This window comes from Paraburkholderia hayleyella (assembly GCF_009455685.1).
Lineage (GTDB): Bacteria > Pseudomonadota > Gammaproteobacteria > Burkholderiales > Burkholderiaceae > Paraburkholderia > Paraburkholderia hayleyella.
The window spans coordinates 510,777-535,429 of the sequence record NZ_QPES01000001.1 but is presented as its reverse complement, the minus strand read 5'-3'; the positions used below and the strand labels follow the sequence as shown (position 1 = coordinate 535,429).

At 55.0% G+C, this 24,653-nt stretch carries 14 protein-coding genes, 6 tRNA genes and 2 rRNA genes; all 22 read right to left on the bottom strand.

Annotation, left to right across the window (positions count from 1 at the left end; translation table 11 throughout):
* Positions 1 to 94: 94 nt before the first annotated feature.
* The gene (gene tuf, locus GH657_RS02415; RefSeq protein ID WP_153099199.1) at positions 95 to 1,285 is read right to left on the bottom strand and encodes an elongation factor Tu; all 1,191 of its coding nucleotides are present in this window, start codon (positions 1,283 to 1,285) and stop codon (positions 95 to 97) included.
* A gap of 36 nt (positions 1,286 to 1,321) precedes the next feature.
* Positions 1,322 to 3,424: an elongation factor G gene (gene fusA, locus GH657_RS02410; protein ID WP_153099210.1), complete on the bottom strand. Its 2,103-nt coding sequence runs from the start codon at positions 3,422 to 3,424 to the stop codon at positions 1,322 to 1,324.
* Positions 3,425 to 3,543: 119 nt separating this feature from the next.
* Positions 3,544 to 4,014 carry a 30S ribosomal protein S7 gene (gene rpsG, locus GH657_RS02405; protein ID WP_006053291.1) on the bottom strand — a complete coding sequence of 157 codons (471 nt, stop codon included), beginning with the start codon at positions 4,012 to 4,014 and terminating at the stop codon, positions 3,544 to 3,546.
* 193 nt (positions 4,015 to 4,207) lie between these two features.
* Positions 4,208 to 4,588, bottom strand: coding sequence for a 30S ribosomal protein S12 (rpsL, locus tag GH657_RS02400; protein WP_153099209.1), 381 nt, complete (start codon positions 4,586 to 4,588; stop codon positions 4,208 to 4,210).
* Between the two features lie 251 nt (positions 4,589 to 4,839).
* Complete coding sequence (recQ, locus tag GH657_RS02395; protein ID WP_153099208.1) at positions 4,840 to 6,687, bottom strand: DNA helicase RecQ; 1,848 nt, start codon at positions 6,685 to 6,687, stop codon at positions 4,840 to 4,842.
* 225 nt (positions 6,688 to 6,912) lie between these two features.
* Positions 6,913 to 11,151 (bottom strand): DNA-directed RNA polymerase subunit beta', encoded by a 4,239-nt coding sequence (rpoC, locus tag GH657_RS02390; protein WP_153099207.1) that lies wholly within the window; start codon positions 11,149 to 11,151, stop codon positions 6,913 to 6,915.
* Positions 11,152 to 11,172: 21 nt separating this feature from the next.
* The gene (gene rpoB, locus GH657_RS02385) at positions 11,173 to 15,279 is read right to left on the bottom strand and encodes a DNA-directed RNA polymerase subunit beta (RefSeq protein WP_153099206.1); all 4,107 of its coding nucleotides are present in this window, start codon (positions 15,277 to 15,279) and stop codon (positions 11,173 to 11,175) included.
* Between the two features lie 364 nt (positions 15,280 to 15,643).
* A complete protein-coding gene (gene rplL / locus GH657_RS02380) occupies positions 15,644 to 16,018 on the bottom strand; it encodes a 50S ribosomal protein L7/L12 (protein ID WP_153099205.1) in 375 nt (124 codons plus the stop codon).
* Positions 16,019 to 16,093: 75 nt separating this feature from the next.
* Positions 16,094 to 16,600: a 50S ribosomal protein L10 gene (rplJ, locus tag GH657_RS02375; protein WP_153099204.1), complete on the bottom strand. Its 507-nt coding sequence runs from the start codon at positions 16,598 to 16,600 to the stop codon at positions 16,094 to 16,096.
* A 299-nt stretch (positions 16,601 to 16,899) separates the two neighbouring features.
* Complete coding sequence (gene rplA, locus GH657_RS02370; protein WP_153099203.1) at positions 16,900 to 17,595, bottom strand: 50S ribosomal protein L1; 696 nt, start codon at positions 17,593 to 17,595, stop codon at positions 16,900 to 16,902.
* On the bottom strand, positions 17,596 to 18,027 hold the full coding sequence (rplK, locus tag GH657_RS02365) for a 50S ribosomal protein L11 (protein WP_153099202.1): 432 nt from the start codon (positions 18,025 to 18,027) through the stop codon (positions 17,596 to 17,598).
* Between the two features lie 152 nt (positions 18,028 to 18,179).
* Positions 18,180 to 18,737 carry a transcription termination/antitermination protein NusG gene (gene nusG, locus GH657_RS02360; protein WP_153099201.1) on the bottom strand — a complete coding sequence of 186 codons (558 nt, stop codon included), beginning with the start codon at positions 18,735 to 18,737 and terminating at the stop codon, positions 18,180 to 18,182.
* Position 18,738: 1 nt separating this feature from the next.
* Entirely contained in the window at positions 18,739 to 19,119 is a 381-nt protein-coding gene (gene secE, locus GH657_RS02355; RefSeq protein WP_153099200.1) for a preprotein translocase subunit SecE, read from the bottom strand.
* Between the two features lie 35 nt (positions 19,120 to 19,154).
* Positions 19,155 to 19,230: transfer RNA gene (locus tag GH657_RS02350), tRNA-Trp, on the bottom strand.
* A 64-nt stretch (positions 19,231 to 19,294) separates the two neighbouring features.
* Positions 19,295 to 20,485, bottom strand: a complete 1,191-nt coding sequence (gene tuf, locus GH657_RS02345) for an elongation factor Tu (protein WP_153099199.1) — start codon at positions 20,483 to 20,485, stop codon at positions 19,295 to 19,297.
* A gap of 62 nt (positions 20,486 to 20,547) precedes the next feature.
* Positions 20,548 to 20,622 (bottom strand) — tRNA-Thr (locus GH657_RS02340).
* Between the two features lie 15 nt (positions 20,623 to 20,637).
* Positions 20,638 to 20,711: transfer RNA gene (locus GH657_RS02335), tRNA-Gly, on the bottom strand.
* 40 nt (positions 20,712 to 20,751) lie between these two features.
* A tRNA-Tyr gene (locus GH657_RS02330) sits at positions 20,752 to 20,837 on the bottom strand.
* Positions 20,838 to 20,998: 161 nt separating this feature from the next.
* Positions 20,999 to 21,111: ribosomal RNA gene (gene rrf / locus GH657_RS02325) — 5S ribosomal RNA — on the bottom strand.
* Between the two features lie 139 nt (positions 21,112 to 21,250).
* Positions 21,251 to 24,129: ribosomal RNA gene (locus GH657_RS02320) — 23S ribosomal RNA — on the bottom strand.
* A gap of 302 nt (positions 24,130 to 24,431) precedes the next feature.
* Positions 24,432 to 24,507 (bottom strand) — tRNA-Ala (locus GH657_RS02315).
* A gap of 63 nt (positions 24,508 to 24,570) precedes the next feature.
* Positions 24,571 to 24,647, bottom strand: a tRNA-Ile gene (locus GH657_RS02310).
* Positions 24,648 to 24,653: the final 6 nt, after the last annotated feature.

The window sequence follows — 24,653 nt, the reverse complement described above, 5'->3', positions numbered from 1 at the left end:
GGCTTAGCGCCACCGTACACAAAAGAACGAGAGAATGAGCCAATACAACACCGCATTGACCCATTCCCTGACATACATCTACTGCGATTACGTTTTACTCGATGATTTTAGCGACGACACCTGCGCCGACGGTACGACCGCCTTCACGGATAGCGAAACGCAGACCTTCTTCCATGGCGATTGGCGCGATCAGCTTCACCGTGATCGACACGTTATCACCCGGCATCACCATTTCCTTGTCTTTCGGCAACTCGATCGAACCCGTCACATCCGTTGTACGGAAGTAGAACTGCGGGCGATAGTTGTTAAAGAACGGCGTATGGCGACCGCCTTCATCCTTGCTCAGCACATACACTTCTGCCGTGAAGTGCGTATGCGGCGTGATCGAACCCGGCTTGGCCAGAACCTGGCCACGCTCCACGTCTTCACGCTTCGTGCCACGCAGCAGGATACCCACGTTGTCGCCCGCCTGACCCTGGTCAAGCAGCTTGCGGAACATTTCCACACCCGTGCACGTCGTCTTGACCGTCGGCTTGATACCGATAATTTCGATTTCTTCGCCAACCTTCACCACACCGCGCTCGATACGCCCCGTTACCACTGTGCCGCGACCCGAGATCGAGAACACGTCTTCCACTGGCATCAGGAACGCCCCATCAACTGCGCGCTCTGGTGTCGGAATATAGGTATCCAGTGCATCAGCCAGGCTCAGGATCGCCACCTCACCCAGCTCGCCCTTGTCGCCTTCCAGCGCCAGCTTGGCCGAACCCTTGACGATTGGCGTATCGTCGCCCGGAAAGTCGTACTTGGACAGGAGCTCGCGCACTTCCATCTCGACCAGTTCCAGCAGCTCGGCGTCGTCCACCATGTCGCACTTGTTCAGGAACACGATGATGTACGGCACACCAACCTGGCGCGCCAGCAGGATGTGCTCACGCGTTTGCGGCATGGGGCCGTCTGCTGCCGAACACACCAGGATCGCGCCATCCATCTGCGCCGCACCCGTGATCATGTTCTTCACATAGTCAGCGTGCCCCGGGCAGTCAACGTGCGCGTAGTGACGGTTGGCCGTTTCGTATTCAACGTGCGCCGTGTTGATCGTAATGCCACGCGCCTTTTCTTCCGGCGCCGCATCGATCTGGTCATACGCTTTTGCTTCGCCGCCAAATTTCGCGGTCAGCACTGTCGTGATGGCCGCCGTCAGCGTCGTCTTGCCGTGGTCAACGTGACCGATCGTGCCGACGTTCACGTGCGGCTTGGTCCGTTCGAATTTACCTTTAGCCATTTTTCTCTTCTTTCAAAAAAATTGATCAGTGAATAATTACTTCGACTTTGCGTTGATAACCGCCTCGGCAACGTTCCGCGGAGCTTCTGAGTAATGCTTGAACTCCATCGTGTACGTTGCACGCCCCTGGGTCAGAGAGCGCAGCGACGTCGAGTAGCCAAACATTTCTGCCAATGGCACTTCTGCGCGGACGATCTTGCCGCCGCCAACCATGTCATCCATGCCCTGGACAATACCGCGACGGCCAGACAAATCGCCCATCACATTGCCCATGAAGTCTTCTGGTGTTTCCACTTCCACGGCCATCATCGGCTCAAGCAGCACCGGGTTAGCGCGGCGCATGCCTTCCTTGAAACCCATCGAGCCAGCCATCTTGAACGCGTTTTCGTTCGAATCCACATCGTGGTACGAACCAAAAAACAGCGTGACCTTGATGTCAACGACCGGGAAACCAGCCAGCACACCCGCCTTCAATGTTTCCGTAATGCCCTTGTCCACTGCCGGGATATATTCGCGCGGCACCACACCGCCCTTGATCGCGTCAACGAACTCGTAGCCCTTGCCCGGCTCTTGCGGCTCAAGCTTCAGCACGACGTGGCCATATTGCCCACGACCGCCCGATTGCTTGACGAACTTGCCTTCAACTTCCTCACAAACCGAGCGAATGGTTTCGCGGTATGCCACCTGCGGCTTGCCAACCGTTGCCTCAACACCGAATTCGCGCTTCATCCGGTCAACCAGAATTTCAAGGTGAAGCTCACCCATTCCTGAAATAATAGTTTGACCCGATTCTTCATCGGTTTGAACGCGGAACGAAGGGTCTTCCTGAGCCAGACGATTCAGCGCCAAACCCATTTTTTCCTGGTCAGCCTTGGTTTTCGGCTCAACAGCTTGCGAAATCACCGGCTCAGGGAAAATCATGCGCTCAAGCACAATCGGAAAAGCTGGATCGCAGAGCGTGTCGCCCGTCGTCGCTTCTTTCAGACCCACAGCAGCGGCGATATCGCCCGCATGCACTTCCTTGATTTCTTCGCGTTGATTTGCATGCATCAACAAAATACGGCCAAGACGCTCTTTTTTGTCTTTGGTCGCGTTGAGCAACGTATCGCCGGATTTGGTCGTTCCAGAGTAAACACGGAAGAAGATCAACTGACCGACGAATGGGTCCGTCATGATCTTGAAGGCCAGTGCCGAGAATTTCTCATCATCAGCCGCACGACGTTCAGCCCGCTCGCCGTTTTCCAACTCACCGGTAACCGGCGGGATATCAACCGGCGACGGCAAGAAATCAAGCACAGCGTCCAGCATCCGCTGCACGCCCTTGTTCTTAAACGCCGTCCCACAAAGCATCGGCTGAATTTCACAAGCGATCGTGCGATCCCGCAGACCCTTGATGATTTCTTCTTCGCTCAGCTCACCGGACTCAAGATACTTGTTCATGAAGGCTTCGTTTGATTCCGCGGCAGCCTCAATCATCTTTTCGCGCCACTCAGCACATGTATCTGCCAGCTCCGCCGGAATGTCCTCGTACGAGAACTTTGTCCCCTGCGAGGCATCGTCCCAAATGATCGCCTTCATCTTGATCAGATCGACCACACCCTGGAACGATTCTTCGGCGCCGATAGGCACCACAACAGGAACCGGATTGGCCTTCAGGCGCAACTTGAGCTGCTCATAAACCTTGAAAAAGTTCGCGCCCGTACGATCCATCTTGTTGATGAACGCGAGGCGGGGAACCTTGTACTTGTTCGCCTGACGCCAAACGGTTTCCGACTGCGGCTGAACGCCACCCACAGCGCAGTACACCATGCAGGCGCCATCAAGTACGCGCATCGAGCGCTCAACTTCGATGGTGAAGTCAACGTGACCCGGGGTGTCGATGATGTTGATCCGGTACTCAGGGCGATCGCCAGCCATGCCTTTCCAAAAGGCCGTGGTAGCAGCCGACGTGATCGTAATGCCACGCTCCTGCTCCTGCTCCATCCAGTCCATCGTTGCAGCGCCGTCGTGCACTTCACCAATCTTATGGTTCACGCCGGTGTAAAACAGAATGCGCTCGGTCGTCGTCGTTTTGCCAGCGTCGATGTGAGCGCTAATACCGATGTTGCGGTAGCGCTCGATAGGTGTCTTGCGAGCCACTTTAGTCCTCTATGGGAATGGCGCGATGGAGTAGACCATTGCGCCTTAAACAAACGGGCGAGGCACTTTGTAAGCGCTCCCGCCCGGAATTTCGCTCCGTCAGCCCGGGTTCGGGATGCCTAGAAACGGAAGTGCGAGAACGCCTTGTTGGCTTCCGCCATCCGGTGCACTTCGTCGCGCTTCTTCATCGCACCGCCACGGCCTTCAGCTGCTTCGCTCAGCTCCCCAGCCAGACGCAGAGCCATTGATTTTTCGCTGCGCTTCTTCGCAGCCTCGCGCAACCAACGCATCGCCAATGCCATACGACGCGACGGACGCACTTCGACTGGAACCTGGTAATTCGCCCCACCAACACGACGGCTCTTCACTTCGACCACCGGCTTGACGTTATTGAGCGCAACCGTGAACACCTCCAGCGGGTCCTTGCCACCCTTGGTCTGAATTTGTTCAAAAGCACCATACACAATGCGCTCGGCAACTGATTTCTTGCCAGACAGCATCAACACATTCATAAACTTGGCTACATCTACATTGCCGAACTTGGGATCCGGCAATACTTCCCGCTTGGGAACTTCACGACGACGTGGCATGCTTCTTCCTTTAATTTTTCAGTTGGAGCCGATACCGGCTCCGCGGCCACCAACTAACCCGATCCAGCCTAAGCGGCCAGTCAGCCCGGTCGGGTGACCACTTACTCGACAGCACGGGCTACCCCAGAACTGCCGCCTTATACCCTATGCCCCATGGCACGGGCGACCTGAAATTACCTGATTTCGGACTGGCTTATTTGCCAGCCTTGGCACGCTTCGCACCGTACTTCGAGCGAGCCTGCTTGCGATCCTTGACGCCCTGGGTATCCAGCGAGCCGCGAACCATGTGGTAACGCACACCCGGCAAGTCTTTCACACGGCCGCCACGAATCAGCACGACCGAGTGCTCCTGCAGGTTGTGGCCTTCACCACCGATATACGAAATGACTTCAAAACCATTCGTCAGGCGCACCTTGGCAACCTTACGAAGCGCCGAGTTCGGCTTTTTCGGCGTCGTCGTGTACACACGTGTGCACACGCCGCGACGCTGGGGGCAGTTCTGCAAGGCCGGGCTCTTGCTCTTCACAGTTTCGGAAGCGCGACCGTGGCGAACCAGTTGATTAATGGTTGGCATTGTTTATTCCTGAAATTTAACAAAACCGGCTACTTTACCTGGGCATTTCGGGCAAAGCGAAAGCCAGAAGACGCCGGAGATCCCGCTTCGGGTTGATAGCCACTTGCTGTGCGGACCTTACCTTAACGAGTAAGCCAAACGCGCAAAAGCACCAAATACGGGAACCTAGCATCATATTCTGAAAACCTGAAAGAAGTCAACAAGTTGCAACCCCTTTCGGCGCACGGTACAAGCCAGGCCGCGAAACTGGACTAATCTGCAGCAACAACCTCCAGCAGGGCATCTCCAAAGCGATCCAGCTTGCGGGCGCCCATCCCGGGAATATCACGCAGCTCCGTAATTGAATTTGGGCTACTACGGGCAATTTCAGCCAGCGTGGCATCGTGAAAGATGACATAAGCCGGCACCCCATCGCTCTTCGCGGTTTCGGTGCGCCAGGCACGGAGGCGGTCCCAGCGGGCACGCTCTCGTGGCCCCATGCCAATGGTTGGATCGGCACGCTCACTCGTTCGAGTCGAGGTCTGACGGCTGCGAACCGGCTTGACATAACGCCGCAATGTGACGTTTTGCTGGCCTTTTAATACCGGCTTGCTGTTTTCCGTCAGTACCAGCGCCCCATACCCTTCGTGATCCACCGTGAGATAACCGAACGCAACCAACTGACGAAATACGGCTCGCCATTCTGGCTCGGAAAGCCCCGAACCAATCCCGAACGTTGTTAAGCGCTCATGGCCACGCTGAAGAATTTTCTCGGTGCGATGGCCACGCAAAATATCTATCAGATGGCCCGCACCAAAATGGAATCCACTCGCTCGCTGAGCACGAAATACACAAGACAACGCCATCTGCGCTTCTCTTGTTGCATCCCAGGATGCAGGCGGTTCAAGGCACGTATCGCAATTTCCGCATGGCTGACTTAATTCGCCAAAATAGGCAAGCAGCCGCACCCGACGGCACGAAGCGGTTTCGCACAAACCCAGTAATGCATCAAGCTTTGCTGTCTGAACTCTTTTATGTGTGTCGTCAGCATCAGAATCATCAATCATCCTGCGCTGCTGAACGACGTCACCCAGTCCGTATGCCATCCATGCATTGGCCGAGGCTCCATCGCGCCCAGCCCGCCCCGTTTCCTGGTAATAGCCTTCCACGCTCTTGGGTAAATCCAGGTGAGCGACAAATCGCACGTCGGGTTTATCGATACCCATACCAAATGCAATTGTTGCGCACATGACAATACCCTCTTCGCGCTGGAACATCTCCTGATGTTTCTGGCGCACGCCGAACTCCATGCCTGCGTGATAGGGCAATGCCCGTACGCCCTGTGCTTTCAGCCATTCCGCAGTCTCTTCGACCTTGCGCCGCGAGAGGCAATAAACTACGCCAGCGTCGGTCATGCCATTGGTTCTTGAATGTTCGGCGCGAATAAAATCGAGCAACTGCGCACGAGCATTATCTTTTTCGACGATGCGGTAGCGAATATTTGGCCGGTCGAAGCTCGAAACAAAAACATGGGCCTCATCCAGCGCAAGACGCTGAACGATCTCCTCGCGTGTAATCGCATCCGCGGTCGCTGTCAGGGCAATGCGAGGAACAGAGGGAAAACGCTCGTGTAGCACCGACAGCTGAATATATTCGGGACGAAAATCATGGCCCCATTGCGACACGCAATGCGCTTCGTCAATCGCAAACAGACTAATGCGAGCACGCTCCAGCAAATCCAGAAAACGCGTTGTCATCAACCGTTCTGGCGCCACGTACAACAGATCAAGCTCGCCCTCGCGCAACGCCCGTTCGGTGGCTGCAGCCTCAGCGCCGCTCAGCGTGGAATTCAAGTAAGCAGCGCGCACGCCAAACTCGGTCAATGCAGCAACCTGATCTTGCATCAGCGCAATCAGGGGTGACACCACGATTCCAGCCCCCAGTCCAGCCTCCCGGCGCACGAGCGCGGGAATCTGATAACACAGTGACTTTCCTCCCCCCGTCGGCATGAGCACAAGGCAATCACCGCCAGCGCTCACGTGCTCGACAATTTCGCCCTGCCGCCCCCTAAATGCGGGGTAGCCGAAAACCTCTTTAAGAATTTCTAGCGAACGGGACATAAAAGCGAAATAAAGTAGAAGGAGGGACAGGAAATGCCAGTTGTGCAAATTTTATCAACACGTTCGCATGTTGCTCACGGTTTCAAAGCTTTGCTGGCGACATGGCCTATCCACCCATACCAGCATTCAAGGCAATGCTTTGTCGAAAAGCCATAAAAAAAACCGCCCAGTCGAAAACTGGGCGGTTTGACTGGCGCTCAATCCAGCGGCTCACGCCGCATGAACTTACTCGCCAGAGTGCTGCTGTTCAGCGGCCGGAACTTCCGGTGTACCAAACTCGAACGACTCTTCAGCCGCGATCTGGTCAAAACGTTCACGGTCTGACAGCTCCCGGCTCTTGCGAGCCTTATGGAACGCAAGACCTGTACCCGCCGGAATCAGACGTCCAACGATCACGTTTTCCTTCAGCCCGCGCAGATCATCACGCTTGCCCATGATCGCTGCTTCGGTCAGCACGCGAGTCGTTTCCTGGAACGATGCCGCAGAGATAAACGAATCAGTCGACAACGACGCCTTCGTAATACCGAGCAACACGTTTTCGTAGGTTGCTGGGCGTTTGTCGTCGGCGATCATCCGGTCGTTCTCATCGAGCATATCCGAACGCTCGACCTGTTCGCCCGGAATGAAGCGCGTATCACCGTTATCCGTGATCTGAACCCGACGCAGCATCTGACGCACGATCACTTCAATATGCTTGTCGTTGATCTTCACACCCTGCAAACGATACACGTCCTGCACTTCGTCCACGATATAGCGTGACAGCGCTTCAACACCCTGCAAACGCAGAATGTCGTGCGGATCAGCCGGCCCGTCCACGATCATTTCACCCTTGTTGACCACTTGGGCGTCATGCACCAGAACCTGCTTTTCCTTCGCAATCAGGAACTCGTGCTGGTTACCTTCGAGGTCCGTGATCACAAGGCGCTGCTTGCCCTTCGTGTCCTTACCAAACGACGTCGTTCCGGTTACTTCCGCGAGAATGCCAGCGTCCTTCGGCGAACGCGCCTCGAACAATTCAGCCACCCGTGGCAGACCACCGGTAATGTCACGCGTCTTCTGCGACTCGGTTGGAATACGCGCCAGCACTTCACCTACCTGAACCTGCTGACCGTCTTTCACCGTAATCAGCGCACCAACCTGGAAGCCGATCTGCACCGAATGCTCGGTACCCGGAATCTTGACTTCCTCACCGCTGGCATCCAGCAACTTGACCTGCGGACGCACACTCTTCGATGCCTGCGAACCACGGCGTTTGACGTCGATCACAACCAGCGTCGAAAGACCCGTCACATCGTCGATCTGCTTGGCAACCGTCACACCTTCTTCGACGTTTTCGAACTTCACCGTGCCACCATACTCGGTGATGATCGGACGCGTCATCGGGTCCCATGTCGCCAGTTGCGTACCCGCCTTGATGAGCGCGCCGTCGAGTTGCAACAGGGTCGCGCCATACGGCACCTTGTGACGCTCACGCTCACGGCCGTGATCGTCCGTGATCATCGCTTCGCCTGAACGCGAGATGACGATCTGTTCGCCCTTCGCATTCGTCACATAGCGCATCGTCGCGGTAAAGCGAACCGTACCGTTGGACTTCGCTTCAACCGACGAAGCCACTGCCGCACGCGATGCCGCGCCGCCGATGTGGAACGTCCGCATCGTCAACTGCGTACCGGGTTCACCAATCGATTGCGCTGCGATCACGCCAACAGCCTCGCCCACATTGACCGACGAACCGCGCCCGAGATCCCGGCCATAGCAGGCCGCGCACAAGCCATAACGCGTCTCGCACGTAAGCGGCGTGCGCACGCGCACTTCATCGATGCCCAGACGCTCGATCTCTTCGACCGCATCTTCGTCAAGCAGCGTGCCCGCTTCGTACAAGGTCTCTTGCGACTCTGGATTGACGACGTCAGCCACCGCCACCCGGCCGAGAATCCGGTCACGCAGCGCTTCCACAACCTCGCCACCCTCGACCAGCGCCTTCATTGCCACGCCATTCGATGTGCCGCAGTCGTCCTCGACCACAACCAGATCCTGGGTCACGTCAACCAGACGGCGAGTCAGGTAACCCGAGTTCGCGGTTTTCAGTGCCGTATCAGCCAGACCCTTCCGTGCACCGTGGGTCGAGATGAAGTACTGCAACACGTTCAGACCTTCACGGAAATTCGCCGTAATCGGCGTCTCGATAATCGAGCCGTCCGGCTTCGCCATCAGGCCACGCATCCCCGCCAGCTGGCGAATCTGCACAGCAGAACCACGAGCACCGGAGTCAGCCATCATGTAAATCGAGTTAAACGATTCCTGACGCGTCTCCTTGCCATTGCGATCAACAACAGGCTCGGTCGACAACTGCTCCATCATCGCCTTGCCCACTGCTTCCGATGTTGCTGACCAGATATCGACCACGTTGTTGTAGCGCTCTTGCGAAGTAACAAGACCTGACATGTACTGACGGTCGTATTCCTTCACCTTCTTCGCTGCATCACCGACGATCGTCTCTTTTTGTGGCGGCACGAGCATGTCGTCCACGCAAATCGAAATACCCGCACGCGTCGCCAGACGGAAGCCCGCTTGCATCAGCTGATCCGCGAAGATCACCGTCTCACGCAAGCCGCACTTGCGGAAAGCGGTATTGATCAGGCGTGAAATCTCTTTCTTTTTCAACGGCTTGTTCAGCACCGAGAACGGCAGCCCCGGCGGCAGGATTTCCGACAGGATCGCGCGGCCAACGGTCGTTGCGTAAAGCGAGATCTTTGGCACAAACGCGGGAGCGCCCGGCGACTTGTCTTCGTTATGGACCATTTCGGTGATCCGCACGTTCACGCGCGATGCCAGCTCGACTTCCTTGTTCTCATACGCGCGCAACGCTTCCGAGACGCCCGTGAAGGACAAGCCTTCGCCCTTGGCATTGACAGCTTCACGCGTCGCGTAATACAGGCCCAGCACGATATCCTGTGACGGCACGATCGACGGATCGCCGTTCGCCGGAAACAGGATGTTGTTCGACGCCAGCATCAGCGTGCGCGCTTCCATTTGCGCTTCGAGCGACAACGGAACGTGAACCGCCATCTGGTCACCGTCGAAGTCGGCGTTGAAGGCTGCGCAAACCAGCGGATGCAGCTGGATCGCCTTGCCTTCAATCAGCACCGGCTCGAAAGCCTGAATACCAAGACGGTGCAGCGTCGGCGCGCGGTTCAGCATGACCGGATGTTCGCGGATCACCTCTTCGAGGATGTCCCACACCACGGCGGTCTGGTTCTCAACTTCCTTTTTCGCGGCCTTGATGGTCGTCGCAACGCCCATCACTTCAAGCTTGTGAAAAATAAACGGCTTGAACAGCTCCAACGCCATCAGCTTCGGCAAACCACACTGGTGAAGCTTCAGCGTCGGGCCCACCACGATCACCGAGCGGCCCGAATAGTCAACACGCTTGCCCAGCAAGTTCTGCCGGAACCGGCCGCCCTTGCCCTTAATCATGTCGGCCAGCGATTTCAACGGACGCTTGTTGGCACCCGTCATCGCCTTGCCGCGACGACCATTGTCGAGCAGCGAATCGACGGCTTCCTGCAGCATCCGCTTTTCATTGCGAACGATAATTTCAGGCGCCTTCAGTTCAAGCAAACGCTTCAACCGGTTGTTACGGTTGATCACGCGGCGATACAGATCGTTCAGATCGGAAGTCGCAAAACGGCCACCATCAAGCGGCACCAGCGGCCGCAATTCAGGCGGCAGCACCGGCAACACCTCAAGCACCATCCAGTCGGGTTTGATACCCGAACGCTGGAATGCCTCAAGCACTTTCAGACGTTTGGCGTACTTCTTGATCTTGGCTTCAGAACCCGTGTTCTTGAGCTCCGTACGCAACATATCGACCTGCTCGTCAATATTGATCGCGCGTAGCAACTCGCGCACGCCTTCCGCACCCATCTCGGCACGAAACTCGTCGCCGTATTCCTCAACCTTGTTGTAGTAATCCTCTTCGGTCATGATTTGCCGCGCTTTCAGCGGCGTCATACCCGGTTCGATCACCACATAAGCTTCGAAATACAACACGCGTTCGATGTCGCGCAACGTCATGTCGAGCACCATGCCCAAACGCGACGGCAGCGATTTCAGGAACCAGATGTGCGCAACCGGCGAGGCCAGTTCAATGTGGCCCATCCGCTCACGCCGCACCTTGGCGAGCGTCACTTCGACGCCGCACTTCTCGCAAATCACACCACGGTGCTTCAAGCGCTTGTACTTGCCGCACAGGCACTCGTAGTCTTTGATCGGCCCGAAAATCTTCGCGCAGAACAGACCATCACGCTCCGGCTTGAATGTCCGGTAATTGATGGTCTCAGGCTTTTTGACCTCACCGAAAGACCACGAACGAATCTTGTCCGGGGACGCCAGACCGATCTTGATCGCATCAAAAACTTCGGGTTGTTGGACTTGCTTGAATAGATCGAGCAAAGCTTTCATCGCTTCTCTCCAGTAGTCCGATTAGTTCCGGTCCAGGTCGATATCAATACCGAGCGACCGGATTTCCTTCACCAGCACGTTAAACGACTCAGGCATGCCAGCATCGATCACATGATCACCCTTCACCAGGTTTTCATAGACCTTGGTCCGGCCTGTCACGTCATCCGACTTCACCGTCAGCATTTCCTGGAGCACGTAAGAGGCGCCATATGCTTCAAGCGCCCACACTTCCATCTCACCAAAACGCTGCCCACCGAACTGCGCCTTGCCGCCAAGCGGCTGCTGCGTCACAAGCGAGTACGGACCTGTCGAACGCGCGTGCATCTTGTCGTCAACCAGGTGATGCAGTTTCAGGTAATGCATGTAGCCGACCGTCACTGGACGCTCAAATATCTCACCTGTGCGGCCGTCATACAGACGCACCTGGTTTTTTGACGGCGTCATGCCAAGTTGCTCGGCAATCTCATCCGGGAAAGCAAGATCAAGTGCGCGTGACATTTCTTCTTCAGTTGCACCGTCAAACACCGGTGTGGCAAATGGCACACCTTCGCGCAGGTTCTTCGCCAGCTCGATGATTTCATCGTCTGAGAAGCTATCCAACTCTTCTGCACGACCCGACTCGTTGTAGATCTTGCCAAGGAATTCACGCAGTTCCGCAATCTTGACCTGGCGCTGAAGCATTTCACCAATACGCCAGCCCAGACCTTTCGCGGCCCAGCCAAGATGCACTTCGAGAACCTGCCCGACGTTCATCCGTGATGGCACGCCCAGCGGATTCAACACAACGTCAGCCGGACGGCCATCGGCCATGTACGGCATGTCTTCAATCGGGACGATCTTCGACACCACACCCTTGTTACCGTGACGGCCAGCCATCTTGTCACCCGGCTGCAGACGACGCTTCACAGCCAGATAAACCTTGACCATCTTCAGCACGCCCGGCGGCAACTCGTCGCCTTGCGTCAGCTTCTTGCGCTTTTCTTCAAATGCGAGATCGAACTGGTGACGCTTTTGCTCGATCGAATCCTTGATCGCCTCAAGCTGTGCGGCTGCATCTTCGTCCGCCAGACGGATATCGAACCAGTGGTAGTGATCGAGATCTTCGAGGTAGGCCTGCTCGATCTTCGTGCCCTTTGCCAACTTCTTCGGGCCACCGTTTGCCACCTTGCCAACCAGCATGCGTGCAAGACGCTGAAACGCATCGCCTTCCACAATACGCAACTGGTCATTCAGGTCGAGGCGGTAACGCTTCAGTTCGTCATCGATAATCTGCTGCGCCCGTTTGTCACGCTGAATACCTTCGCGCGTGAACACCTGAACGTCAATCACCGTGCCGCTCATGCCGGAGGGTACGCGCAACGACGTATCCTTCACGTCCGAAGCCTTCTCACCGAAAATCGCACGCAGCAGTTTTTCTTCTGGCGTCAGTTGGGTCTCGCCCTTCGGCGTCACCTTGCCAACCAGCACGTCACCTGCTTCGACTTCCGCACCGATATAAACGATGCCCGACTCATCCAGACGACCCAGCTGCACTTCAGCCAGGTTGGAGATGTCGCGTGTGATTTCTTCGGGTCCCAGCTTCGTATCGCGTGCGACAACATTCAACTCTTCGATGTGGATCGACGTATACCGGTCGTCCGCGACCACCTTCTCAGAAATGAGGATCGAATCTTCGAAGTTGTAGCCGTTCCACGGCATGAACGCGACCAGCATGTTCTGGCCAAGTGCCAGCTCACCCAGATCCGTCGATGCACCATCCGCCAGCACATCGCCGCGCGATACGATATCGCCCACCTTGACGATCGGACGCTGGTTGATATTCGTGTTCTGGTTCGAACGGGTGTACTTGATCAGGTTGTAAATATCGACACCGACATCGCCTGCAACCGCTTCGTCGTCGTTGACACGAATCACCATCCGGCCAGCATCGACATAATCGACCACGCCACCGCGGAACGCTTGAACTGTCGTTCCCGAGTCAACCGCCACCGTGCGCTCAATACCCGTGCCGACGACCGCTTTTTCGGGACGCAGGCAAGGCACTGCCTGCCGTTGCATGTTCGACCCCATCAAGGCCCGATTCGCATCGTCATGCTCAAGAAACGGAATCAGCGAAGCTGCAACGGAAACGATCTGCGACGGTGCCACATCCATGTACTGGATGCGATCCGGCGTGACCATCAACGTTTCACCAGCTTCACGTGACGAAACCAGCTCATCGGTCAGGGTGCCGTTTTCCGCTACCGCGGCATTCGCCTGCGCAATAACGTAACGGCCTTCCTCGATCGCTGACAGATAGTCGATCTGATCCGTCACTTTGCCGTCCGTTACCTTCCGATACGGCGTTTCAAGAAAGCCATACTCATTGAGATGCGCGTACAGCGCCAACGAGTTGATCAGCCCGATGTTCGGACCTTCTGGCGTTTCAATCGGGCAAACCCGGCCATAGTGCGTTGGATGCACGTCGCGGACTTCAAAACCCGCGCGCTCGCGCGTCAAACCACCCGGGCCAAGTGCCGATACGCGACGCTTGTGAGTGATTTCGGAGAGCGGATTAGTCTGGTCCATAAATTGCGACAGCTGCGACGAACCGAAAAACTCCCGAATCGCCGAAGAAATCGGCTTGGAATTAATCAGATCGTGCGGCATCAGATTTTCACTTTCCGCCTGACCAAGTCGCTCTTTCACGGCCCGCTCGACGCGGACAAGACCGGCGCGAAACTGGTTTTCCGCCAACTCACCGACACAGCGCACCCGGCGATTGCCAAGGTGATCAATGTCGTCAACCTCGCCCTTACCGTTACGCAGCTCAACGAGAATCTTGATCGTTGCCAGGATATCGTCGTCTTGCATGGTCATCGGACCAGTGATCTCATCGCGGCCCACGCGACGATTGAACTTCATACGACCCACCTTGGACAGATCGTATGCATCCTCGCTATAGAACAGGCGATTAAACAGTGCTTCGACCGCTTCTTCTGTCGGCGGCTCGCCAGGGCGCATCATGCGATAAATCGCAATACGGGCAGCCATCCGGTCGGTCGTTTCATCAATACGCAGCGTCGATGAAATATACGGGCCCTGGTCGAGATCATTCGTGTACAGCGTCTGAATGTCTTTGATGCTGGCCTCACGAAGCTTCTCGAGTACTGTTTCGGTCACTTCGTCATTCGCGTTAGCGATAACTTCACCGGTGTCAGCATCAATCACGTTCTTTGCCAGCACTCGGCCTAGCAAATAATCTTCGGGAACCGAAATAAATTTTGTTTTTGCGTTTTCCAGATCACGAATGTGCTTGGCATTGATACGCTTGTCCTTCTGGACAATCACATTGCCTTCCCGATCCGTAATATCGAAACGCGCGACTTCGCCTCGCAGCCGCTCCGCGACAAATTCCATCTGCGCGCCTTCAGGCATCAGCGCGAAATTGTCGAATACGAAGAAGTTAGCGAGAATCTGCTCAGGCGTCAGACCAATCGCCTTGAGCAAAATCGTGACCGGCATCTTGCGGCGACGGTCCACGCGAAAATACAGCACGTCCTTCGGATCAAATTCGAAGTCGAGCCAGGAGCCGCGGTACGGAATAATCCGCGCAGAAAACAACAGCTTGCCCGAGCTATGGGTTTTACCCTTGTCGTGTTCAAAAAACACGCCAGGAGAGCGATGCAACTGGGAAACAATCACCCGCTCTGTGCCGTTAATCACGAACGAGCCAGTCGGTGTCATGAGCGGCATTTCGCCCATGTAGACTTCCTGCTCCTTCACTTCTTTAACGACAGGCTTGCTTGGCGACTCTTTGTCGAGAAGCACGAGACGTACTTTCGCCCGCAATGCGGAGCAGTACGTCAAACCGCGCTGCTGACATTCCTTGATGTTGAATGCCGGCGGCGACAGCATATAGCTGACAAACTCAAGCCGGGCAAAGCCATTATGCGAAACAATCGGGAAAACGGACGAAAACGCCGCTTGCAACCCTTCTGGTTTGCGCTGCGTGGCGGAGGTATCCGCTTGCAGAAAAGTGCTGAATGATTCAAGCTGAGTAGCCAGCAGGAAAGGTACTTGGTGAACGATGGGGCGCTTCGCAAAACTCTTGCGGATGCGCTTCTTCTCGGTGAAGGAATATTGCATACGATCTCCGAATCACGGCGGGCATTGTTGTCGAGGCAGGATACCTGGATGAGACCACCCGAGTGTTCACCGACTGAGACCCGTTGGCCGTCCGATGGCCTGAACGAGCCTAAAAGCTTGGTGGTTGGCCGCTACCAACCGCTGGCTGACAGTAGCAAACGCATGTCCGCTACCCGACCAAACTTGCCTTCTGCAGTCGCTTCAGAAGACAAAGAGAATGACCGGCCGAAGCGCTCGAACGGTGATTCTCTTTAACTTCTATTCAGCTTTTTATATCGAAATTGATTCGTAAATATAAATTACCCATAAAGCACAAAAAGGCCGGCGGTGAATAACCGCCAGCCTTCGCATAGCGCGCCGAAACTTACTTGATTTCAGCCTTCGCGCCAGCTTCTTCCAGTTTCTTCTTGGCTTCTTCAGCAGCAGCCTTGGGCACAGCTTCTTTCACTGGCTTCGGTGCACCGTCAACCAGATCCTTCGCTTCCTTCAGGCCGAGACCAGTCAGTTCACGAACAGCTTTAATTACCGAAACCTTGTTCGCGCCAGCTTCCAGCAGAACAACGTTAAATTCGGTTTGCTCTTCAGCGACAGCAGCGCCAGCGCCGCCTGCCGGGCCAGCTACTGCAACTGCAGCTGCGGACACGCCAAATTTTTCCTCGAACGCCTTGACCAGCTCGTTCAGTTCCAGAACCGACATCGAGCTTACTGCTTCGAGGATGTCATCTTTTGCGATTGCCATTTGAAATACTCCTAAATTGAATTCGGATACAGCCAGCGATCAATTACGCTTAACAGCTATACGAGATGCAACGCCTTAAGCAACTTCGGCAGTCTCACCCTGTTTTTTCTCTGCCAGCGCGGCCAAAGCTCGCGCGAAGCCAGAAACAGGAGCTTGCATAACGTACAACAGTTTGGAAAGCAGCTCTTCGCGGCTCGGAATGTTAGCAAGCGCTTGCACGCCAGCTTTATCCATCACATTGCCTTCGAAAGAACCAGCCTTGATGATCAGCTTGTCATTGCTTTTACCGAAGTCATTAATAACCTTCGCTGCAGCAATAGCATCTGAGGAGATGCTATAGATCAACGGGCCAGTCATCTGCTCTGCCAAAGGAGCGAACGGTGTACCTTCTACTGCACGGCGGGCCAGTGTGTTCTTTAGCACGCGCAGGTACACCTGTTGCTCACGCGCTTTCGCGCGCAGCTTGGTCAGATCGCCAACCGCAATCCCACGATACTCAGCCAGCACGACGGTCTGAGCTTTCGCAACTTGCGCGGAAACCTCAGCGACGACGGCCTGCTTGCTTTCTTTGTTCAGTGGCACGGTTAACCTCCAGATTCGATAACACTCAGCATCCGCCTCATGTATCGCGTTCAACAACGGCGTCCGACCAGTCAGAAGTATTTCAACCGCTTCGCCCCAACATGACTGCAAGAGCACAACGGAATCACACTACAAAACCTTTTCGGGTTCGCCATCTGCGTTGGCTTTATATTAAGGAGCGCCATGATAAGTACATAAAGCCCCGCCAACGGTCTTTGACAACCGGCCGCAAGAAAACTTCACCCTGCGACCGCCCAAAGCTCTTACGTTTGCCCCGATTTTCATCGAGGCACTTATTTTTATGCAGCGATTGTCGTGTGATCAACACGCACACCAACACCCATCGTGCTCGAAAGCGCAACTTTGCGCAGGTAAACACCTTTGCTGGTTGCTGGTTTTGCTTTTTGCAGTGCGTCGATGAGTGCATTCAAATTACTGCGCAAGGCTGCTGCTTCGAACGATGCACGACCGATCGTCGCGTGAATAATACCGGCCTTGTCGACACGGAACTGAACCTGACCGGCCTTTGCATTCTTCACGGCAGTCGCCACATCGGGCGTTACAGTGCCAACCTTTGGATTCGGCATCAACCCGCGCGGGCCAAGGATTTGGCCAAGCGTGCCGACAATTCGCATTGTGTCCGGCGAGGCGATCACGATGTCAAAATCCAGTTTGCCAGCCTTAACCTGCTCAGCCAAATCTTCCATACCGACGACTTCAGCGCCTGCGGCACGCGCCTGCTCCGCCTTTTCGCCTTGAGCAAAAACTGCCACGCGGACGGACTTTCCTGTACCGGCAGGCAACACGACTGAACCGCGGACAACCTGATCCGATTTTTTCGCATCAATACCGAGTTGCACTGATACGTCGACGGATTCATTAAATTTCGCATTTGCGCACTCTTTAACGAGCGACAACGCGTCATCAACTGCGTACAATTTTTGACGATCAATCTTGCCTGCTAGCGCTTGCAGACGTTTTGAAAGCTTGGCCATTTATACGCCCTCCACGGTGATGCCCATCGAGCGGGCGCTGCCAGCGATAGTCCGAACTGCGGCATCCATATCAGCGGCAGTAAGATCGGGCATCTTTGTTTTTGCGATTTCTTCAGCCTGGGCACGGGTGATCTTGCCGACCTTATCGGTATGCGGCTTGCTCGAACCCTTATCAATCTTGGCGGCTTTCTTGATGAGAACTGTAGCCGGCGGCGTCTTCAGAACAAATGTGAAGCTTTTATCTGCGAACGCTGTAATGACTACAGGAATTGGCAAGCCCGGTTCCATCCCTTGAGTCTGCGCGTTAAACGCCTTGCAGAACTCCATGATGTTCAAACCACGCTGACCAAGCGCCGGACCAACCGGCGGGGATGGGTTGGCTTTACCTGCAGGGATCTGCAGTTTGATAAAGCCGATGATTTTCTTTGCCATGTTGACAACCTCTTAAGGACGATAGCGTCCGGTGAGTAATAACGCGCCTACATTCGGGATACTCCCAAGTAACGACGCTCCTCAACGATCATTACGCGGACCGTAAACGCGAAAAACGAAACGCGCTTATAGCGCGCTTCGCAAAACTAAGGCTAGATTTTTTCAACCTGCCCAAATTCCAACTCAACGGGTGTTGCTCTACCAAAAATAGTCACGGAAACTCGCACACGTGATTTTTCGTAATTCACTTCCTCGACGCTTCCATTGAAATCTGTGAAAGGACCGTCTTTGACACGAACCATCTCGCCAACTTCGAAAAGCGTCTTAGGGCGAGGTTTTTCAACGCCCTCTTGCATCTGCGACATTATTTTTTCGACTTCCCTCGGGGAAATCGGGCTTGGGCGATTGCGCGCACCACCGACAAACCCTGTAACCTTTGCTGTATTTTTGACGAGATGCCAAGTTTCATCGGTCATCTCCATCTCAACCAGTACATAACCTGGGAAAAAGCGGCGTTCCGTTACGGACTTATGGCCACCCTTGACTTCTACGACCTCTTCCGTCGGAACAAGAATCTGACCGAACTGATCCTGCATGCCAGCTCTATCTATGCGCTCTTGCAATGCGCGCTGCACACTTTTTTCCATGCCCGAATAGGCATGAACAACATACCAACGCTTTCCACCTGGAGATGCCGGCGTATCACTCATGTCACTTCCAACCCAGAATCACTGAGAAAATCGCCCACTCGATAGATTTATCGCCAATCCAGAGAAACACCGCCATGACAAAAACGAACCCGAATACCGCAAGAGTAGTTTGCATCGCCTCTTTACGAGTCGGCCAAACGACCTTCCGAACTTCCTTGTACGAATCCTTGCCAAAAGCAATGAAATCTTTACCGGGCGCAGAGAGAAGACCAACAGCTACTCCCGCAACAACACCTACAGCCAGAGCTGTGCCGCGGACATACCATTCTTGACCACCAAGCCAAAAAAAGCCCACGAACCCGGCCAGCACCAACAATACTGCAGCGATAAGCATTAACTTATCGCCAAAAGTATTTACAGTTTCGACGGAAGGATTCGCCATAACACCTTAACGAGCGCCACGCATGACGCGAGAATTGGCAGGGGCAGAGGGAATCGAACCCCCAACCTTCGGTTTTGGAGACCGACGCTCTGCCAGTTGAGCTATGCCCCTAAACTATTGTGGGGCCGACGATATCGCCAGCCCCTTAAATACACAACTACCAAGCAGTGCTGGCTTACTCGATGATTTTAGCGACGACACCTGCGCCGACGGTACGACCGCCTTCACGGATAGCGAAACGCAGACCTTCTTCCATGGCGATTGGCGCGATCAGCTTCACCGTGATCGACACGTTATCACCCGGCATCACCATTTCCTTGTCTTTCGGCAACTCGATCGAACCCGTCACATCCGTTGTACGGAAGTAGAACTGCGGGCGATAGTTGTTAAAGAACGGCGTATGGCGACCGCCTTCATCCTTGCTCAGCACATACACTTCTGCCGTGAAGTGCGTATGCGGCGTGATCGAACCCGGCTTGGCCAGAACCTGGCCACGCTCCACGTCTTCACGCTTCGTGCCACGCAGCAGGATACCCACGTTGTCGCCTGCCTGACCCTGGTCAAGCAGCTTGCGGAACATTTCCACACCCGTGCACGTCGTCTTGACCGTCGGCTTGATACCGATAATTTCGATTTCTTCGCCAACCTTCACCACACCGCGCTCGATACGCCCCGTTACCACTGTGCCGCGACCCGAGATCGAGAACACGTCTTCCACTGGCATCAGGAACGCCCCATCAACTGCGCGCTCTGGTGTCGGAATATAGGTATCCAGTGCATCAGCCAGGCTCAGGATCGCCACCTCACCCAGCTCGCCCTTGTCGCCTTCCAGCGCCAGCTTGGCCGAACCCTTGACGATTGGCGTATCGTCGCCCGGAAAGTCGTACTTGGACAGGAGCTCGCGCACTTCCATCTCGACCAGTTCCAGCAGCTCGGCGTCGTCCACCATGTCGCACTTGTTCAGGAACACGATGATGTACGGCACACCAACCTGGCGCGCCAGCAGGATGTGCTCACGCGTTTGCGGCATGGGGCCGTCTGCTGCCGAACACACCAGGATCGCGCCATCCATCTGCGCCGCACCCGTGATCATGTTCTTCACATAGTCAGCGTGCCCCGGGCAGTCAACGTGCGCGTAGTGACGGTTGGCCGTTTCGTATTCAACGTGCGCCGTGTTGATCGTAATGCCACGCGCCTTTTCTTCCGGCGCCGCATCGATCTGGTCATACGCTTTTGCTTCGCCGCCAAATTTCGCGGTCAGCACTGTCGTGATGGCCGCCGTCAGCGTCGTCTTGCCGTGGTCAACGTGACCGATCGTGCCGACGTTCACGTGCGGCTTGGTCCGTTCGAATTTACCTTTAGCCATTCTCGACTCCTAAGAGGATTTTTCCGTACGTTGCGTCGGGCGCAAATAATCACAGAAGAGTGTGGTGCCCATGGGCAGGATCGAACTGCCGACCTCTCCCTTACCAAGGGAGTGCTCTACCACTGAGCCACATGGGCGCTACATCGTTTTACTGGAGCGGGTGAAGGGAATCGAACCCTCGTCATAAGCTTGGAAGGCTTCTGCTCTACCATTGAGCTACACCCGCAAGGATCTACCGATTCCCGACAACTGCTTCACTTGCATTCTGGTGGAGGAGGTTGGATTCGAACCAACGTAGGCGTAAGCCAACAGATTTACAGTCTGCCCCCTTTAGCCACTCGGGCACCCCTCCGCAGAGAACTTCAAATTATGAAGAAACCAACGCTATACGTCAAGCCCCTAACACTTACCTTCACTCTTAAACATCAAATTATTTACAAATAAATCAACATTGTCCACCAAGCACAACGCCCCAGACACTATTGGTATCTGGGGCGTTGAGCAGAAAGGGGAGCCTGACGATTACCTACTTTCACACGGGAATCCGCACTATCATCGGCGTGGAGTCGTTTCACGGTCCTGTTCGGGATGGGAAGGGGTGGTACCGACACGCTATGGTCATCAGGCAAAAGGGGGAGCCGCAGCTGCATGCGCAGGAGCGGCAAACCGGGAAGAAGCAGTAAAAAATGGGGGTGTGAGCGTATGGCACACAGCAAATGACCCACGCATGTCAAACTCCGGTACAGGAGAAGACACACTGGTTATAGGATCAAGCCTTACGGGCAATTAGTATCAGTTAGCTTAACGCATTACTGCGCTTCCACACCTGACCTATCGACGTCCTGGTCTCGAACGACCCTTCAAGGGGCTTGAAGCCCCGGGGATATCTCATCTCAGGGCGAGTTTCCCGCTTAGATGCTTTCAGCGGTTATCTCTTCCGAACATAGCTACCCGGCGATGCCACTGGCGTGACAACCGGTACACCAGAGGTTCGTCCACTCCGGTCCTCTCGTACTAGGAGCAGGTCCCTTCAAATATCCAGCGCCCACGGCAGATAGGGACCAAACTGTCTCACGACGTTTTAAACCCAGCTCACGTACCTCTTTAAATGGCGAACAGCCATACCCTTGGGACCGGCTACAGCCCCAGGATGAGATGAGCCGACATCGAGGTGCCAAACACCGCCGTCGATATGAACTCTTGGGCGGTATCAGCCTGTTATCCCCAGAGTACCTTTTATCCGTTGAGCGATGGCCCTTCCATACAGAACCACCGGATCACTATGACCTGCTTTCGCACCTGCTCGACTTGTCGGTCTCGCAGTTAAGCACGCTTATGCCATTGCACTATCAGCACGATTTCCGACCGTACCTAGCGTACCTTCGTACTCCTCCGTTACACTTTGGGAGGAGACCGCCCCAGTCAAACTGCCTACCATGCACTGTTCCCGACCCGGATAACGGGCCAGGGTTAGAACCTCAAACAAGCCAGGGTGGTATTTCAAGGATGGCTCCACGCGAACTGGCGTCCACGCTTCAAAGCCTCCCACCTATCCTACACAGACCGGTTCAAAATCCAATGCAAAGCTACAGTAAAGGTTCATGGGGTCTTTCCGTCTAGCCGCGGGGAGATTGCATCATCACAAACACTTCAACTTCGCTGAGTCTCGGGAGGAGACAGTGTGGCCATCGTTACGCCATTCGTGCAGGTCGGAACTTACCCGACAAGGAATTTCGCTACCTTAGGACCGTTATAGTTACGGCCGCCGTTTACCGGGACTTCAGTCAGGAGCTTGCACCCCATCATTTAATCTTCCGGCACCGGGCAGGCGTCACACTCTATACGTCCACTTTCGTGTTTGCAGAGTGCTGTGTTTTTATTAAACAGTCGCAGCCACCAGTTTATTGCAACCCCTTCACCCTTCTGGCGCAGGCCAGTCAGGCTACCGGGGCGTACCTTATCCCGAAGTTACGGTACCAATTTGCCGAGTTCCTTCTCCCGAGTTCTCTCAAGCGCCTTAGAATACTCATCTCGCCCACCTGTGTCGGTTTGCGGTACGGTCACCATGAAACTGAAGCTTAGAAGCTTTTCCTGGAACCCCTTCCAGTTGCTTCGTCACCGGAGTGACTCGCCTCGCACCCTTGAATCCTGCGCCCGGATTTGCCAAAGCGCCTTCTCCAATGCAAGGACCGGGACTTCCAACACCCGGACAACCTTCCGCGATCCGTCCCTCCATCGCATTTCATGCTGGTGCAGGAATATTAACCTGCTTCCCATCAGCTACGCATTTCTGCCTCGCCTTAGGGGCCGACTCACCCTACGCCGATGAACGTTGCGTAGGAAACCTTGGGCTTACGGCGAGGGGGCTTTTCACCCCCTTTATCGCTACTCATGTCAGCATTCGCACTTCCGATACCTCCAGCGCACTTTACAGTGCACCTTCGCAGGCTTACGGAACGCTCTCCTACCATGCACATTACTGTGCATCCGCAGCTTCGGTATATTGCTTAGCCCCGTTACATCTTCCGCGCAGGACGACTCGATCAGTGAGCTATTACGCTTTCTTTAAAGGATGGCTGCTTCTAAGCCAACCTCCTGACTGTTTTTGCCTTCCCACTTCGTTTCCCACTTAGCAATATTTGGGGACCTTAGCTGGCGGTCTGGGTTGTTTCCCTCTTGACACCGGACGTTAGCACCCGATGTCTGTCTCCCGTGATTGCACTCTTCGGTATTCGGAGTTTGCTATGGCGAAGTAATCCGCAATGGACCCTTCAACCATGACAGTGCTCTACCCCGAAGGTGATACACGAGGCACTACCTAAATAGTTTTCGGAGAGAACCAGCTATTTCCAGGTTTGTTTAGCCTTTCACCCCTATCCACAGCTCATCCCCTAACTTTTCAACGTTAGTGGGTTCGGACCTCCAGTACGTGTTACCGCACCTTCATCCTGGCCATGGATAGATCACCTGGTTTCGGGTCTACACCCAGCGACTGGACGCCCTGTTCGGACTCGCTTTCGCTACGCCTGCCCTAATCGGTTAAGCTTGCCACTGAATGTAAGTCGCTGACCCATTATACAAAAGGTACGCAGTCACCCCTTGCAGGGCTCCTACTGTTTGTATGCATGCGGTTTCAGGATCTGTTTCACTCCCCTCCCGGGGTTCTTTTCGCCTTTCCCTCACGGTACTGGTTCACTATCGGTCGATCACGAGTATTTAGCCTTGGAGGATGGTCCCCCCATCTTCAGACAGGATTTCACGTGTCCCGCCCTACTTTCTGTACACTCAGTTCCACACGTCCGTTTTCGCCTACAGGGCTATCACCTGCTAGGGCCGCACTTTCCAGAGCGTTCGGCTAACGGTCATGCTAAAGAGTACTGGCTGCTCCCATTTCGCTCGCCACTACTTTGGGAATCTCGGTTGATTTCTTTTCCTGCGGTTACTTAGATGTTTCAGTTCACCGCGTTCGCTTCGCGCAGCCTATGTATTCAGCTGCGGATGACCCATTCGGGCCGGGTTTCCCCATTCGGACATCTCCGGATCTCAGCTCGTTTGCCAGCTCCCCGGAGCTTTTCGCAGGCTACCGCGTCCTTCATCGCCTGTGATCGCCAAGGCATCCACCACATGCACTTGTTCGCTTGACCCTATAACGAGTGTGTCTCGCACCCCCGCTACAGGTTGAGTTTTTGCGTTGTGCCGTATTCCAGGCCCATCTCTCGATGAACTTTTCATACTTTTGATACAATCACAACCCTGACCAGTCTATTCACGCCCATCTCGAGGCGCTTTTAACCGGTCTCTTTACTACTTCTTCCTGATTTTTAAAGAACGGGACAGCCGGCACTTTCATGCCGCCATGACTGGCGCAAACACCAATGCACAAACCCCGGAGACTTCCCGCTTGCGCGGTGCTCCAGATCCTGTGCAATGATGACTGGCGGGTGACTGGTGGAGGATGACGGGATCGAACCGACGACCCCCTGCTTGCAAAGCAGGTGCTCTCCCAGCTGAGCTAATCCCCCTGTACCCTGTATACCCTGTACAACCCCGGGGATTCCTGCACCCGCCACCACCGCAGACAAAGTTGGTGGGTCTGGATGGACTCGAACCATCGACCCCCGCCTTATCAAGACGGTGCTCTAACCAGCTGAGCTACAGACCCCTGAGT